The 13,113-nt window shown below is 67.7% G+C and carries 13 protein-coding genes; 3 read left to right on the top strand and 10 right to left on the bottom strand.

What is annotated here, in order from left to right; all coding sequences use genetic code 11:
• Positions 1-86: 86 nt before the first annotated feature.
• Positions 87-260 (bottom strand): hypothetical protein, encoded by a 174-nt coding sequence (locus tag K3M67_RS15175; protein WP_198163023.1) that lies wholly within the window; start codon positions 258-260, stop codon positions 87-89.
• A 183-nt stretch (positions 261-443) separates the two neighbouring features.
• Between K3M67_RS15175 and pspF the strand changes: the two genes are divergently transcribed.
• The gene (gene pspF / locus K3M67_RS15170; RefSeq protein ID WP_066864965.1) at positions 444-1,478 is read left to right on the top strand and encodes a phage shock protein operon transcriptional activator; all 1,035 of its coding nucleotides are present in this window, start codon (positions 444-446) and stop codon (positions 1,476-1,478) included.
• On the opposite strand, the gene K3M67_RS15165 is transcribed toward pspF, so the two are convergent.
• The 4 genes from K3M67_RS15165 to K3M67_RS15150 form a co-directional block, all read right to left on the bottom strand.
• Complete coding sequence (locus K3M67_RS15165) at positions 1,475-2,875, bottom strand: UdgX family uracil-DNA binding protein (protein WP_285831890.1); 1,401 nt, start codon at positions 2,873-2,875, stop codon at positions 1,475-1,477. The two genes, pspF and K3M67_RS15165, sit on opposite strands and share 4 nt — an antisense overlap.
• A 4-nt stretch (positions 2,876-2,879) precedes the next feature.
• A complete protein-coding gene (locus tag K3M67_RS15160; protein ID WP_066864972.1) occupies positions 2,880-3,350 on the bottom strand; it encodes a hemerythrin domain-containing protein in 471 nt (156 codons plus the stop codon).
• Between the two features lie 74 nt (positions 3,351-3,424).
• Entirely contained in the window at positions 3,425-3,790 is a 366-nt protein-coding gene (locus K3M67_RS15155) for a hypothetical protein (protein WP_066864975.1), read from the bottom strand.
• Positions 3,791-3,863: 73 nt separating this feature from the next.
• The gene (locus K3M67_RS15150; protein WP_066864978.1) at positions 3,864-5,108 is read right to left on the bottom strand and encodes a putative DNA modification/repair radical SAM protein; all 1,245 of its coding nucleotides are present in this window, start codon (positions 5,106-5,108) and stop codon (positions 3,864-3,866) included.
• 181 nt (positions 5,109-5,289) lie between these two features.
• Here K3M67_RS15150 and K3M67_RS15145 point away from each other — a divergent pair, with 181 nt between their 5' ends.
• The gene (locus K3M67_RS15145) at positions 5,290-6,444 is read left to right on the top strand and encodes an FAD-dependent oxidoreductase (protein ID WP_066864981.1); all 1,155 of its coding nucleotides are present in this window, start codon (positions 5,290-5,292) and stop codon (positions 6,442-6,444) included.
• A gap of 3 nt (positions 6,445-6,447) precedes the next feature.
• On the opposite strand, the gene K3M67_RS15140 is transcribed toward K3M67_RS15145, so the two are convergent.
• From K3M67_RS15140 to K3M67_RS15130, 3 genes are all read right to left on the bottom strand, one after another.
• Positions 6,448-6,876, bottom strand: a complete 429-nt coding sequence (locus K3M67_RS15140; protein ID WP_066864984.1) for a protein tyrosine phosphatase family protein — start codon at positions 6,874-6,876, stop codon at positions 6,448-6,450.
• A gap of 57 nt (positions 6,877-6,933) precedes the next feature.
• On the bottom strand, positions 6,934-8,706 hold the full coding sequence (gene recQ, locus K3M67_RS15135; RefSeq protein WP_285831889.1) for a DNA helicase RecQ: 1,773 nt from the start codon (positions 8,704-8,706) through the stop codon (positions 6,934-6,936).
• An 88-nt stretch (positions 8,707-8,794) separates the two neighbouring features.
• Entirely contained in the window at positions 8,795-9,115 is a 321-nt protein-coding gene (locus K3M67_RS15130) for a hypothetical protein (RefSeq protein WP_285831888.1), read from the bottom strand.
• A gap of 37 nt (positions 9,116-9,152) precedes the next feature.
• On the opposite strand from K3M67_RS15130, the gene K3M67_RS15125 reads away from it, so the two are divergent.
• On the top strand, positions 9,153-10,280 hold the full coding sequence (locus tag K3M67_RS15125) for a serine hydrolase domain-containing protein (protein ID WP_285831887.1): 1,128 nt from the start codon (positions 9,153-9,155) through the stop codon (positions 10,278-10,280).
• A 3-nt stretch (positions 10,281-10,283) separates the two neighbouring features.
• Here K3M67_RS15125 and K3M67_RS15120 read toward each other — a convergent pair whose 3' ends face one another.
• The gene (locus K3M67_RS15120; RefSeq protein WP_066865337.1) at positions 10,284-11,069 is read right to left on the bottom strand and encodes a PhzF family phenazine biosynthesis protein; all 786 of its coding nucleotides are present in this window, start codon (positions 11,067-11,069) and stop codon (positions 10,284-10,286) included.
• Positions 11,070-11,151: 82 nt separating this feature from the next.
• Positions 11,152-12,933: an SLC13 family permease gene (locus K3M67_RS15115; protein WP_066864995.1), complete on the bottom strand. Its 1,782-nt coding sequence runs from the start codon at positions 12,931-12,933 to the stop codon at positions 11,152-11,154.
• Positions 12,934-13,113: the final 180 nt, after the last annotated feature.

Genomic DNA, 13,113 nt, shown 5'->3' with positions numbered 1-13,113 from the left:
TTCAACTACTCCTGGTCGTATCTCGTTATCAAGTGCCGGGGCGGGCGAGAGGGGGCAGTCCCGCCCCGGCCGGGGGTATGCGATCCCTACGCAAGATAGCGCAGGCTCGCGGGGGTGTCTTGCGTCGCGAGCACCGGGGTTTCGCTGGCGCGGGCCGGACCGACCGCCGAGAGGATCATGGTCGATCCGAACAGGACGGCTGCGATGGCGACCGACATCAGCTGGCCGATTTCGCGAACGCTGTTGGTCTGATGTTCCATTATCTTACTCCCTGAACCTTGGCCTTCATGTGGTTCCGCATTTCGTTGCGGATTGCCCATAGCTATGCAGGGGCCGTGCCAATTTCTAAAATTGGCGGATTTCGTTCATTTTTCGGTCATCTGACAGGCGCGCGGCGATATGATGCTTGCCAAGAGGTGGGAAATTTCACCATAAGTTGGCACATGGAGAAAAATACGCAGTTCGTCGGCCAGAGCTTCGCCTTTCTCGACGCAGTCGAGCAGGCCGGCCGCGCGGCCGAACTCAACCGGCCGGTGCTGGTGATCGGCGAGCGCGGGACCGGCAAGGAGCTGATCGCCGAACGCCTGCATCATCTCAGCCCGCGCTGGGGCGAGCCGTTGATCGTCATGAACTGTGCCGCCTTGCCCGAGACGCTGATCGAGGCGGAGCTGTTCGGCCATGAACAGGGCGCCTTCACCGGCGCCAACCGGGCGCGGCCCGGCCGGTTCGAGGAGGCCGACGGCGGCACCTTGTTCCTCGACGAACTGGGCACGCTGTCGATGGCGGCGCAGGAACGGTTGCTGCGCGTGATCGAATATGGGGAAGTGACGCGGATCGGCGCGTCGCGGCCGGTCACAGTCGACGTGCGTATCGTCGCGGCCACCAACGAGGATCTGCCGGCGGCGGCCGATGCCGGGCGCTTCCGCCCCGACCTGCTCGACCGGCTGAGCTTCGAGGTCATCACCCTGCCGCCGCTGCGCGCCCGCGAGGGCGATGTCGCGGTGCTGGCCGACCATTTCGGGCGACGCATGGCGGCGGAACTCAACTGGCCGCAATGGCCCGGCTTCACGCCGGCCTGCGCGGCGGAGCTGGAGGGTCATGGCTGGCCCGGCAATGTGCGCGAGCTGCGCAATGTGGTGGAGCGCGCGGTCTATCGCTGGGACGAGCCGACGCGGCCGATCAGCCGCCTGACTTTCGACCCCTTCGCCTCACCCTGGAAGCCCAGGCCGCTGATGCCCCGGTCGGTGGCGGAGCCGTGCGCCGGCAACGCCCCCGCCGCTCCCGCGCCGTCGACACCGGCGACGCTGTTCGAGGAGATCACCGACCTGCGCATGGCCGTGGACGCGCATGAGGCGGCGATCATCCGGGCCGCGCTGGAGCGCTATCGCTACAATCAGCGCGCGACCGCCAAGGGGCTGGGCCTCACTTATGACCAGTTGCGCCACTGCATGAAGAAACATGGGCTGAGCGCGGGTTAGGCCAGCGCTCGCGCCCGTTCGCCGATCATCCGCAATTCCGCCACGAAGCGCATCCGTTCTTCGGCCGCCTGCACCGGGTCGGGCAGGCGCAGCAGATAGCTGGGATGGACCGTCACCCACCCTTCCGCGCCCGATTCCAGCGCGATCGCCTGTCCGCGCGTCCGGCTGATCGTCACGGGCTTCCCCAGCATCGCCCGCGCCGCCGTTGCCCCGAGCGCGACCAGCAGCCGGGGACGGATGATGTCCAGTTCCTGCGCCAGCCACCAATGGCAGGCCTGCACCTCGCCCGCGTCCGGCGTCTGGTGGATGCGCCGCTTGCCGCGCTGTGCATATTTGAAATGCTTGACCGCGTTGGTGACATAGGCGCGGGCGCGATCCACCCCGGCCTCCGCCAATGCCTGGTCGAACAATTGCCCCGCCGGGCCGACGAAGGGCCGGCCGGCCAGATCCTCCTGGTCGCCGGGCTGCTCGCCGATGAAGAAGAGCGAGGCATCGAGCGGGCCTTCGCCGAAGACGGTCCGGGTCGCGTCCCGGTGGAGCGGGCAGCGGGTACAGCGCAGCGCCTGGTCCCGCACCGCGCTCCAGGCGGTGGCGCTGTTGGCCGATCGGGCGGCCGGCGCCTTGGGCGCGGTCGCGATCATGGCCGCCTCCCGCCGCTGCGCGCCGGCGACGAGATCGGGGATGAGCGCCGCTTCCGGCAGGTTGCGCCAGTATTTTTTCGGCATTTCCGACAGCATCGCGCCGGTCTTGAGCCGGGCGGGATTGAAGATCGCGGCATAATAGCCCTTCCACAGCGCTTCGACCGGGTCGCCGTCCGGCGCGTCCTGGCGGGTCGCACCCGGTCCCTGCGTCAACGCCCCACCGTCCCAATGGATGCTCAGTTCCGGCGTCAGGATCGACCAGCGCATCGCGGCGAAGCGACGCACGAAGAAGCCCGCATTGGCGCGGACGACATGATGTTCCGGTTCGAACCAGGCAACGAAGCGCACGCCTTCTCCCTCCGCCACTTCGCGGAAGCGGACGAAGGCGCGCATCTTGTGGACATCGCGCCGCACCGCCTTTGCCAGCGCGTCGATGCGGCGCAGGAGCGGGTCGGCCTTGTCCTCCATCAGCCGCGGCCGGTCGCGCAACCGGCAGAGCAACATATACAGCAAGGCGAAGCGTTCGGGATCGCGGTGGAGAATGGCGCTTCGGGCCAGGTCGATGAAGGCGCGCGGGACGGCAAGGCCGCCGGCTGGCGGCGCCGGGGGCGCGACGGCGTCACCGAACAGGTCGCCCGGCGCATCGCCCACCTGCCAGACGATGGCCGCCGGATCGACCCCGGCCATCGCCAGCCCCCGCGCCGCATCGCGCCAGCCCTCGAAATCATCGGGGGCCGTCAATACGACGCGGTGCATGACATCACTCGTCGGCCTGGGCGCGCTCCAGTTCGGCGGGCTTGCGCTTGGCGAACAGCGCGCCCAGTTCCTGCTCCTCGTCCGTCGTCAGATCCCTGGCGGCGTCGGGGAACATCTCTTCCTCCTCCTCTTCGATATGGTGGAGGTAGCGCTTCTTCATGTCTGCAAAGGTCTTGCGCCATTCCTCGCCATTGAAGGCCAGGCCGTCCAGCTCCTCCAGAAAATCGTCGATCTCCTTGTGTTCCGACACGCTGTGCTGCGCATCCTCGCGCAGGTCGGGGCGGGACAGCATGGTGGCGTAGAGCGTTTCCTCCTCGGCGGCGGCATGGGCCGTCACCTCGACCTTGAACTGGGCGAACAGCTTTTCCAGCCGCTCCCCATCCTGGTCGCGGTCGGCGTCCGCCATCTTGGCGAAGAGCTGGCGGTGGGCGTCGTGATCCTGCTTCAGGCGATGGAAAATACTGGCGTCGGCCATGGTCTGTCCTCCTCGTGCGAGCAAGGACAACGACAGGCGCGGCAATTGGCTCCGGCCGATCCGCCGAAGAAAAATCAGCCGAAGAGGAAGCGATAGATGATCGCGACCGGAATCCAGAGTAGCGCGCCGATGAGGCTCGCCCCCCAGAGTTGCAGCAGGTCGCGCCGGAACCGCAGCGCCAGTCCATGCTGCGACAGGCCGCCCTGCTCCAGCATGTGCCAGCGCCGTTCCAGCCCGCGCGCGGCGAGGGCATAGCCGCCGATCGCGATGATGATGCCCAGGTGCAGGACGAGCGATCCCCCCATCTTCGCGACGATGAAGATCTGGAGCAGGCAGAAGACCACCAGCGCGGCAGCAAGATGACTGCTGATCCGCTTGGCATAACCGGCGCGCCCCTGCCCCCGATTGCCCAATGTGGTCGCCACGGCCCCGTCCTCCATAAATGACCCGGAACACAGAATTTCACGATAAAGTCACGCAATCAAGGGGAATCTGGCGATGGAAATGCCGCGGTCAGGCGAAGAGTTCGAGCTGGCGGGCCGGCGGGGCGATGTGGGCGCGCAGGTCGATCCGGTCGACCAGCGCCGTCGGCCGCCAGTCCGCCGTCACCAGGAAGGGGCGCAGCTTGATGATGGAGGTGGTGAGCCGGCCGACATCTTCCAGCCGCAACCGGCGGTGGCGGCGGCTCGCCAGGATGCGGTCCACGGCCTTCACGCCCAGGCCCGGCACCCGCAGCAGCGCTTCGCGCGGGGCACGGTTGACATCGACCGGGAAGGTCGCGCGATGGTTGAGCGCCCAGGCCAGCTTGGGGTCGATGTCGAGCGGCAGGCAGCCGGTGGCAGGGTCCGTGGCAGCGGCGATCTCGCCCGCATCATAGCCGTAGAAGCGCATCATCCAGTCCGACTGGTAGAGGCGATGTTCGCGCAGGAGCGGCGGGCGCTTGAGCGGCAGCACCGCGCTGGGCGAAGGAATGGGGGAGAAGGCGCTGTAATAGACGCGCCGCAGCCGGTGCCGGTCGTAGAGGCTGCTCGCCCGCGCAATGATCGCGCGGTCATCCGCCGCGTCGGCGCCGACGATCATCTGCGTCGACTGGCCGGCCGGCGCGAAACGCGGAGCGTGGCGATATTTGCGCCGCGCGTCGCCATGATCCTCCATCTCCGCACGCAGGCGACCCATGGCGCCCTCGATCCGGCCGCCATTTTTTTCCGGCGCGAGTTGCCGCAGCCCGCTTTCGGTCGGCAGTTCGACGTTGATCGACAGGCGGTCGGCATGAAGCCCCGCCCGGCGGATCAGTTCCGGATCAGCGTCGGGAATGGTCTTGAGGTGGATATAGCCGCGAAATTCATGATCCTCGCGCAGCGACCGGGCGACTTCCACCAGCTGCTCCATCGTATAGTCGGAGGAACGGATGATGCCCGACGAGAGGAACAGCCCCTCGATATAGTTGCGCCGGTAGAAGCTGAGCGTCAGGTCGACCACCTCCTGCGCCGTGAAGCGGGCGCGGCGCACATCGCTCGACCGGCGGTTGATGCAATAATGGCAATCGAAGATGCAGCTGTTGGTCAGCAATATCTTGAGCAGCGAAATGCAGCGGCCGTCGGGCGCATAGGCGTGACAGATGCCCATGCCTTCGGTCGAGCCGATCCCCTTGCCGCCGCGACTGTCGCGCCGGGCCGTGCCGGAGGAGGCGCAGGATGCGTCATATTTTGCCGCGTCGGCCAGGATTTCGAGCTTCTGCCGGGGGGAAAGCTGGACCATTTGTTCCTGATATGTTCAGTGTTTGCCGCTGTCCACAATCTCGATCAAGACCTGCCCTTCTGGGCAGGCGTACAGTCAGGCGTCCCCGATCCGCGCCTTGTGCGGCGGCGCGCCCGACGCCATGGTTGCGGTAAAGCCGGGACGCTTCGTTTCAAACCAGGGACATGCGGGAGGACAGGCGATGGACAGACGGGCGTTTCTGGGTCGAGCGATCGGCGGCGCGGGCGCGGCGAGCTGGGCGGCGACGGCGCGGGCCGCCCTGCCCTTCAACCCCTTCGCCGGGGTCGAACCGATCCGCGCGACACCCGACCGCATCTTCCGCACCACCGTCTGCCTGCGCCCCTTTCGGGCAGCCGGCCCCCGGATCGAGGTGGAGCAGGTCGGACGCAAGCGGGTCGTCCATAATTATGGCCATGGCGGCAGCGGCTGGTCGCTGAGCTGGGGTTCGGCCGAGGTGGCGGTTGGCATGGCGCTGGCCGACGGCGTGCGGGAGGTCGCGGTAATCGGCGCGGGCGCGCTGGGCATCACCGCCGCTCTCACCGCGCAGCGGGCGGGGGCCAGCGTCACCATCTATGCCAGGGAACAGTTCCCGCATGTCCGCTCCGCGCGGGCGACCGGCACCTGGTCGCCCGACAGCCGGGTGGCGATGCAGAAGGCGGTCGATCCGGGCTTCGGCGACCGATGGGAGGCGATGGCGCGCAGTTCCTTCGCGACCTATCAGAGCTATCTCGGCCTGCCGGGCGATCCGGTCGAATGGACCGATCGCTACATGCTGTCCGACACGCCCTTCGGACAAGAGCGCCAACCGGCGGCCATGCCGACCGAGCGGCCCGACGATTTCCTGCATCTGGAAAGCCGGCTGAGCGACATCATGCCGCGATCGGTGGAGATGGCGCCCGGCACCCATCCCTTCCGCCCCGCATTCGTCCGTCGCAACAGTTCGCTGACCTTCAACGTCGCCGACCTGGCCCATCAACTGACCCATGATTTCCTGATCGCGGGCGGCCGCCTCGTTCCGATGGAGTTTCACGAGCCCGGCGACGTCACCCGACTGAAGCAGAAGGTCGTCATCAATTGCACCGGCTATGGCGCACGAGCGCTCTGGCGGGACGAGAGCATCGTCCCCGTGCGTGGCCAGATCGCCTGGCTGATCCCGCAGGCCGGGGCGACCTATGGCGTTTTCTACGGGTCATTGTCCATGCTCGCCCGGCGCGACGGAATCGTCGTGCAGGAGGTGGGGCAGGACGAATTTTATGGCTATGGCGACGCCAACGAGCAGCCCGACCACGCCGCCGCCGCCGCCTCCGTGCGGCAGCTCGCGCAGTTCTGGGCGTAAAACCTATCGGGCTGACAAGGCGTCCATGATCTGGCGGACCGGGCTGATGTCATAGCCGGCCGCCGCCGCCTGCGCGGCGAGGACATCGCCATTGTCGCCTGCGCGCGCGCGGGTGAGCGCCCAGAGCAGCGTGCTGCGCGTGCCCGAGCGGCAATAGGCGAGCACCTTGCCCTCGCCCGCCTGGTCGAGCGCGCCGGCCATGCCGTCCAGCTGCCAGGGCGCGAAGCCGCCATGGGCGACGGGCACGGCGACATAGGCGATGCCCGCGTCCTTCGCGGCCGCCTCGATCGCCGCGCCGTTGACCTGGCCAGGTTCCTCGTCATCGGGGCGGTTGTTGATGATGACCGTCACGCCCTGCGCCTTCGCGTCCGCTACCTGATCGACGCTGATCTGGGGCGAAACGAGGATGCGGTCAGTGAGCTTGCGGAACATGGGCTTCTCCTTTTGCGCGAGCCATGCGCCCGTAAGGCGGGGGATTCAAGAGCGGAGCTAGAGGAAGGGCCGGATCGCGGCGAGGAAGGCATCGCCCCAGGCGTCCAGCTTCTTCTGGCCGATGCCGCTGATATGGCTCATCTCGCGGATGCTCGACGGGCGCTGCTCGGCCATTTCGCGCAACGTCGAATCATGGAAGATGACATAGGGCGGCACGCCGGCCTCCTGCGCCAGTTCGCGGCGGCAGGCGCGCAGCGCGTCGAACAGCGGATCGCCGACCGGGTTGGCATCCGCGCCGTTGCGGGCGCTGCGCTTGCCGCGCGGGCGCTTCGGCGGCACGAGAATCCGCACCTCCTCCTCGCCGCGCAGGATCGGCCGAGCATTGGGACCGAGCATCAGCCCGCCATGCTCGGTCGTCTCCAGCGCGTCGCGGACCAGCAGCGCGCGCGAAACCGGGCGCAACAGCGCGGCCTCGTCGCCACTGACGATGCCGTGGACGGATATCTTGTCATGGCCGCGCTCGCGGATCTTGTCCGTCGTCGCGCCGCTCAGCACCTGCTCGATATGGCCGCTGCCGAAACTCTGTCCGGTGCGGTAGACGGCGGAAAGATATTTGCGCGCGGTCTCGGTCGCATCGACGCTGGCCGGCGGCGTCAGGCAATTGTCGCAATTGCCGCAGGCGGGCGGCGGGTCTTCCCCGAAATGGCGCAGCAGGATCGCGCGGCGGCAGGTCGCCGTTTCGACCAGCGCGCCCAGAGCCGCGATGCGCGTGCGTTCGCCCTGCTGGCGGCTCTGGTCCAGTTCGGCGATCCGCATCCGCGCGCGGGCGAAATCCTCCGCCCCCCAGAAGAGATGGGCGACCGCCGGTTCGCCGTCGCGACCGGCGCGGCCCGATTCCTGATAATAGCCCTCGATCGACTTGGGCAGGCCCGCATGGGCGACGAAGCGCACGTCGGGCTTGTCGATCCCCATGCCGAAGGCGACGGTAGCGACCATCACCATATCCTCGCTGGCGATGAAGGCGGACTGGTTGGCGGCGCGCCGGGCCGGGTCCATGCCGGCATGATAGGCGCGCACCGGGCGGCCGGACCGGCCCAGTGTTTCGGCGAGCTTCTCGGTCGCGGCGCGGGTCTGGGCATAGACGACGCCCGGCCCCTTCTCGCTCGCCAGAAGATCTGCAAGCTGGCGCGTCAGGCCGTCGCGCGGATGGACGGCGTAGCGGATATTGGGCCGGTCGAAGCCCGAGATGATGAGGCCATCCTCGGGGATGCCGAGCTGGACGAGGATGTCCCTGCGGGTATGCGCGTCCGCGGTCGCCGTCAGGGCGAGGCGCGGAACGGCCGGAAATTCGTCCAGCAACGGGCGCAACAGGCGATAATCGGGACGGAAATCATGGCCCCATTCGGAGACGCAATGGGCTTCGTCGATCGCGAACAGCGCGATCCTTGCGCTGCGCAGCAGGCTCCGGAAACCCTCCCCGCTCGCCCGTTCCGGCGCCACGTAAAGCAGGTCGAGGTCGCCGTTGCGCAGCCGGTCCTGCGTCTCGCGCCAGTCCGCGTCCACGCTGGTCAGGCTGGCGGCGCGGATGCCCACCGCCTGCGCGGCGCGCAGCTGGTCGTGCATCAGCGCGATCAGCGGCGACACAACCACGCAGCAGCCGTCGAGCGCCACGGCGGGCAATTGGTAGCAGAGCGACTTGCCCGCGCCGGTCGGCATGATGGCGAGCGTCGGCTGACCCGCCATGACGCGGCCCACCACCTGCTGCTGCACCCCGCGAAAGCTGGTGAAGCCGAAGATGTCGTGGAGAAGCGTGGGGATGTCGCGCGCCATGCGGAGCGCCTTAGCGGCTGATGCGGGCCGGGGCCAGCCTTGCGCGGGCGGTTCCCGACACGCGCGAACCGAACGGAGGTTTTTGCGATCAGCCGATCGGATCGAGCAGGCAGCCCCAGCCGGGCTTGAATCGCGCGGTGCGGCTGGCGAGCAAGGGCACGCTGGCCTTGACCGCCCGCTCTTCGGGCAGGTCGGCCAGGCGCACCAGCGCCATGCCCGGTTCCTTGTCCTGCTGGCAGCTGCCCATCGTGCGGCCCTCGACATAGCGGCAGGAACAGCCGATGCGCGCGCCATAGGCGGTGCCAAGCCGTGCCTGCGCGCGCAGGCTGGCCCAGTTCCACACCAGGGCGCCCAGCAGCGCCAGAACGATCAGCCCCGCCGCCATCCACCATTTCCGCCGAACCACCATGGCTCTTTTCCACGCCTCCATGTAAGGGCGCCGGCTTATGCAGATCGAGAGCCGAATCGTAAAGCGCCTTGGGGTGGGCGCCGGCATCGCCGCGCTTGTGGTGGCGGCGACGCTCGCCGGCCGCGCGGCGCAACAGGGGCCCGACTCCGTCTACAGCGTGGCATCCGACGCGGTGGTGAGCGAAAGCGCCCTGCGCGGCGCGATCGACCCGCTGTTCGATGATGATGCGATGGGCCAGACCCGGGCGCTGGTCGTCCTGCGCGACGGGAAGGTGATCGCGGAACGCTATGCACCGGGTTTCGGCCCCAATACGAAGTTGCTGTCCTGGTCGATCGCCAAAAGCGTGACGGCCGTGCTGGTCGGGCTGATGGTCGCGGACGGACGGCTGGCGCTCGATTCGCCGGTCCCGGTGCCGGCGTGGAACCAGCCGGGCGACCCGCGCGGGCGCATCACCCTGCGGCAATTGCTGACGATGAGTTCGGGCCTCGATCATGTCGAGGATGGCGATCCCCAGCCTCAGGGCGACACGGTGCGGATGCTGTTTGCCGACGGGACGCAGGACATGGCGGCCTATGCCGAATCCAAGCCGCTGGCCCATGCGCCGGGCGCGACGTTCGCCTATTCGACCGGCAGCAGCATGATCCTGACCGACCTGATGACGCGGATGCTGACCAACAGCGCCGATCCCGACGTGCGGCGACGGGCGATGCAGATGTTCATCGACGGGCGGCTGAAGGCGCCCGGAAAGCTGCCCAGCCTGACGCCGGAATATGACGCGACCGGCACGATGATCGGCGGCAGCATCCTGCACATGACCGCGCGCGACTATGGCCGCTTCGGCGACCTGCTGCGCCGCCGGGGCCGCTCGCCCAACGGGCACCAGATATTGCCGGAAAAGTGGATCGACCTGATGACCACCCCGTCGCGCCGCAATCCGGCCTATGGGCTGCATATCTGGCTGAACCGCGACAGCAGCGAAAGCGCGCTGATGCCGGGCCAGGCGCCCGAGAGCCTGTTCGGCTGCGTCGGGCATAATGGGCAATATATCCTGATTTCGCCATCCCAGCGGCTGACCGTGGTGCGGATCGGCATGTCGCCCGACAAGGACCAGCGCCGCGCGGTGCGCGGTGCGCTGGCGCAATTGATCGGCCTGTTTCCGGGCTGAGCCTCAGAGCAGGAAGCGCCCCTCGATCACCGTGCGGCAAGCCCCGGTCAGGATGACGCGATCCCCGGCCAGCGTGCAGCCCAGTCGGCCGCCGCGCGCCGACGCCTGAAAGGCGCTGATCTGCGTCTTCCCCAGCCGTTCCGCCCAGAAGGGGGTGAGCAGGCAATGGGCCGAACCGGTCACGGGGTCTTCGTCGACCCCGCCGCCCGGCACGAAGACGCGGCTGACGATGTCGCTATCATCTCCGGGCGCGGTGGCGATCAGCATGACGTCACCCAGCGCCTTCAAAGCGGCGAAATCGGGGGTCAGCGCCCCAACGGCGGCCGCGTCGGGGAAGAGGAACAGGCTGTAGCCGCCATCGCGCCAATGCGATTCGACCGGATGGCCGCCAAGACCCGCCGCCAGATCGGGCAGCGGCCTGGGCGCCATCGTCCAGGCGGGAAGCGAGAGCGCATAGCCTTCGCCATCGCGCGTGACCGTCAGGACGCCGGCATGGCGGGTGCGGAAACGGATGGCGTCGCCCTGCATCAGCACATGGCCGCTCGCCAGCGTCGCATGGCCGCACAGCTTGACCTCGACCGTCGGGGTGAACCAGCGCAGTGCATGGTCGGCATCCGGATCGTCGGGCGTCGCCACGGTGAAGGCGGTTTCTGAAAGATTATTCTCCGCCGCGATCGCCTGGAGCGTGGCGTCGTCGAGCCAGGCGTCGAGAGGCATCACCGCGGCGGGATTGCCGGAGAAGGGCGCGTCAGCGAAAGCGTCGACCTGGGTGAAGGGCAAACTGGTCATGATGGGGCTGTCCTTGTGCATTTGCGCCTTCATGGTGCGCGGGCGACGGCACGAACAGAGCCAGCGACCGCCTATTGGCCGTTCAGCCGAGCAGGACGAGCGCCGTGCAGACCGCCAGCCCCACGACGATATTGATCGGCACCCCGATCCGCACGAAGTCGGAAAAGCGGTAGTCGCCCGCCGCATAGACCAGCGCATTGGTCTGATAGCCAATCGGCGTCGCGAAACAGGCCGACGCGCCGATCATCAGCGCGATCACCAGCGGGCGGGCGTCGACGCCCAGGGACTGCGCCAGCGCGATGGTAATCGGCGTCAGCAAGGCCGCCACCGCGTTATTGCTGAGCAGTTCGGACAGCAGCAGCGCCAGGAAATAGATGACGAAGACCAGCCCCCATTCCGGCGCATGGCGCAGCAGCGGCGTCACCCAGCCGACCATCAGCGCCACGCTGCCCGCCCGCTCCAGCGCCAGGCCCACGGCGAGCATGGCGAAGATCAGGATCAGCACGTCGCCGTCGATCGCGCCCCAGGCCTCCTCCGGGTCGATGCAGCGGGAGACCAGGATCACGCCCACAGCGATGACGGCAGCCAGCCCGATGCCGACCACGTCGAATGCGGAGAGCAGCACCGCCCCTGCCATGGCGGCGATGGCGATCCACGCCTTGCGCGGGCGGAACGCGCGGGTGCGGCTGACATCGACGCCGATCAGGTGCGGATTGTCCTTGAGCGCGCGCATGGCATCGTCGCCGCCCGCCACCAGCAGCCGGTCCGCGCCGCGGATTCGCGTGTCGCCAAGATTGGGACCGGGCAGATGACGGGCGCGGTGGATGCCGATGATCCGTACCCGCAGCGCGTGGAGAAAGGGGATGTCGATCAGCCGCTCGCCAAGCGAGGGATGGCTGGGCGCGATCATCGCCTCCACCACCGTCCCGTCCTGCGCGCTGGTGCGGGAATCGGCGGCGATCCCCAGTTCGAACCGCCCCGATTCGCGCAGCGTCAGGATCGCGGCGCCGTCGGCCCGTACGATCAGCCGATCGCCGGAATGAAATTCCTCCCGCATCAGGTCGCGCCGCCGGATTTCGCCGCCCCGTTTCAGCCCGAGCAACTGGACCGAACGACCGAACATGCCCAGGGCGCCGATTTCCCGGCCGATCACATCGCTGTCCTGTGGCACGACCAGTTCGGTAAGATAGTCCTGGACATTGCCCCCGCCTTCCCCCGCGATCGACGGCGGATCGCTGGGCAGCAGAAAGGACAGGCAGACCAGCGCCACGATGCCCGCCGCCGCGCCGACGCCACCGTAGAGGCTGATGTCGAAGATGCCGAAAGGCGCCATGCCCTGTTCGGCGGCGATGCCCGCGACCACCAGATTGGTCGAGGTGCCGACCAGGGTCAGGCAGCCGCCCAGCACCGCGACGACATTCATCGGGATCAACAGCTTCTTGACCGGATAGCCCGTCGCCTCCGCAAGCTTGAACATGATCGGGATCAGCAGCACGACGACAGGCGTATTGTTGAGGAAAGCCGAAAGCAGCAGGGTGCCGAGCGTGACTTCCGCCAACGCCACGCGCGGATGCCGTTCGGCCCGCGTCATGATGAGGTCGGCGATGCGGCCGATCACTCCTGTCCGGATCAGCGCGCCCGACAGGACGAACATCGCGCCCACGGTCAGCGGCGCGCTGTTGGAAAAGACCGAGAACATCGCCTTTTCATCGAGCAGGCCGAGCAGCGCGTAGACGCAGGCGCCGACCACGGCGATGACGGTGGGGGAATAACGTTCGCGCACGAAGGCGAGGAACATGCAGGCGAGGATCAGCAGGCCGATTTCCGCGCGATAGATACCGAGCAGCGCGGTGATGAAATGCATGTACCCTGTCCCCCGATCGTGACGGACCGTTTCTGGCGCAATGCGATCGAAAACTAGACACGCCTCTGACGGAAGTGCAACGAAATGGGCCAGCCATGGTTGCATGGCTGGCCCGTGTCGCGGCGTTGAGGGGACGTTTTGACCGTCAATCCGCGCTTTTTAATCGCAGGGTTTTTCAAG

Source organism: Sphingobium sp. V4, assembly GCF_029590555.1.
In the GTDB taxonomy this organism is placed as follows: domain Bacteria; phylum Pseudomonadota; class Alphaproteobacteria; order Sphingomonadales; family Sphingomonadaceae; genus Sphingobium.
The sequence above is the reverse complement of the archived record's forward strand: the minus strand, read 5'-3'. Positions and strand labels throughout refer to the sequence as shown.

Excerpts from the sequence above, each read along its gene's own strand:
- K3M67_RS15175 (WP_198163023.1), bottom strand. The coding sequence starts at position 260 with ATGGAACATCAGACCAACAGCGTTCGCGAAATCGGCCAGCTGATGTCG.
- pspF (WP_066864965.1), top strand. The coding sequence starts at position 444 with ATGGAGAAAAATACGCAGTTCGTCGGCCAGAGCTTCGCCTTTCTCGAC.
- K3M67_RS15165 (WP_285831890.1), bottom strand. The coding sequence starts at position 2,875 with ATGCACCGCGTCGTATTGACGGCCCCCGATGATTTCGAGGGCTGGCGC.
- K3M67_RS15160 (WP_066864972.1), bottom strand. The coding sequence starts at position 3,350 with ATGGCCGACGCCAGTATTTTCCATCGCCTGAAGCAGGATCACGACGCC.
- K3M67_RS15155 (WP_066864975.1), bottom strand. The coding sequence starts at position 3,790 with ATGGAGGACGGGGCCGTGGCGACCACATTGGGCAATCGGGGGCAGGGG.
- K3M67_RS15150 (WP_066864978.1), bottom strand. The coding sequence starts at position 5,108 with ATGGTCCAGCTTTCCCCCCGGCAGAAGCTCGAAATCCTGGCCGACGCG.
- K3M67_RS15145 (WP_066864981.1), top strand. The coding sequence starts at position 5,290 with ATGGACAGACGGGCGTTTCTGGGTCGAGCGATCGGCGGCGCGGGCGCG.
- K3M67_RS15140 (WP_066864984.1), bottom strand. The coding sequence starts at position 6,876 with ATGTTCCGCAAGCTCACTGACCGCATCCTCGTTTCGCCCCAGATCAGC.
- recQ (WP_285831889.1), bottom strand. The coding sequence starts at position 8,706 with ATGGCGCGCGACATCCCCACGCTTCTCCACGACATCTTCGGCTTCACC.
- K3M67_RS15130 (WP_285831888.1), bottom strand. The coding sequence starts at position 9,115 with ATGGTGGTTCGGCGGAAATGGTGGATGGCGGCGGGGCTGATCGTTCTG.
- K3M67_RS15125 (WP_285831887.1), top strand. The coding sequence starts at position 9,153 with ATGCAGATCGAGAGCCGAATCGTAAAGCGCCTTGGGGTGGGCGCCGGC.
- K3M67_RS15120 (WP_066865337.1), bottom strand. The coding sequence starts at position 11,069 with ATGACCAGTTTGCCCTTCACCCAGGTCGACGCTTTCGCTGACGCGCCC.
- K3M67_RS15115 (WP_066864995.1), bottom strand. The coding sequence starts at position 12,933 with ATGCATTTCATCACCGCGCTGCTCGGTATCTATCGCGCGGAAATCGGC.